The sequence below is a fragment of the Wolbachia endosymbiont of Cylisticus convexus genome, from assembly GCF_003344345.1.
The window spans coordinates 1-966 of the sequence record NZ_QPIP01000187.1; the positions used below are offsets into that span (position 1 = coordinate 1).

The following is a 966-nucleotide window of genomic DNA, read 5'->3' on the forward strand; positions in this document are numbered from 1 at the left end:
TGCTTCAAGTAAAGAAATTGCTGAGAATTATCTGCTTGAGCTGGAAGGAAAATGGGGAGAAAAGTATCCTTTAGTTATAAAATCCTGGCAGAACAATTGGGAAAACTTATCCAGTTATTTTAAGTATTCTGGGCCAGTTAGGAAGCTGATTTACACCACTAATCCAATTGAGGGGTTGCATAGACAAATCAGGAAATTTACTAAAACTAAGGGTTCATTTACTAGTACAAATGCCTTGTACAAACAGGTATATTGTGCTATAAAAAAGGTAGAGCAAAAGTGGATTATGGCTCTCCCTAATTGGGCTTTAACTATGTCTCAACTTGATATTTTCTTTCCAGATAGGTTGAAAATTGAGTTGAACTAAAAATGCGGCTTGACACACTTTTTTGAACATTCCCCCAACATCAGAATCAAATATTAAATTGAGACTATTGGCGCGTTTATTATCCTCTGCTATTTCTTGATCAATTTCTTCTACATCGTAACCCATTTCTGATACTACTTCCGATCGACTCTTAAATCCATTTCTTACTGCCATTTGCTGTGCTTGCTGATCTTTTAGCGGATCCACCCAGTCAAATCCCTGTGGTATCCATTTTACTTCTTCTTTCGCTGCTTTTACTACTTTTCCATCTATACTCAGTTCTCCACAAAGTACTGCTAATTCTAGCCATCTATTCCAAATAGGTCTACAAAACTGGAACACTATCACGTTATGCTGCAACATTGCGCACCTTCTGCGAAACTCTATCAGCCCTGCTCGAATAGATGAATAATTAACACCTTCCTGTTAGTTGCTCATATGTTATCCCTGTACCAATCGCTATTGCCCTTAGCTGCTGTCTTATAAACGCTTCATAACTTCCTCCAACATCTGATGGCTCTGAAAATTTTATGTCCTCACCTGGATCTAAAAGCTGCATTGTTCCAGGTTCTAGGCCAGATAGTGCTACTCCTTGCTCA

General features: G+C 38.4%; 1 protein-coding gene and 1 pseudogene. One reads left to right on the forward strand and one right to left on the reverse strand.

Annotation, left to right across the window (positions count from 1 at the left end; translation table 11 throughout):
- The coding region (locus tag Wcon_RS10065) for a transposase (RefSeq protein WP_147269143.1) at window positions 1-367 on the forward strand (367 nt) is incomplete at its 5' end.
- A 36-nt stretch (window positions 368-403) separates the two neighbouring features.
- Here Wcon_RS10065 and Wcon_RS10070 read toward each other — a convergent pair.
- Window positions 404-966 (reverse strand): annotated as a pseudogene (locus Wcon_RS10070) (phage portal protein); the annotation flags it as partial.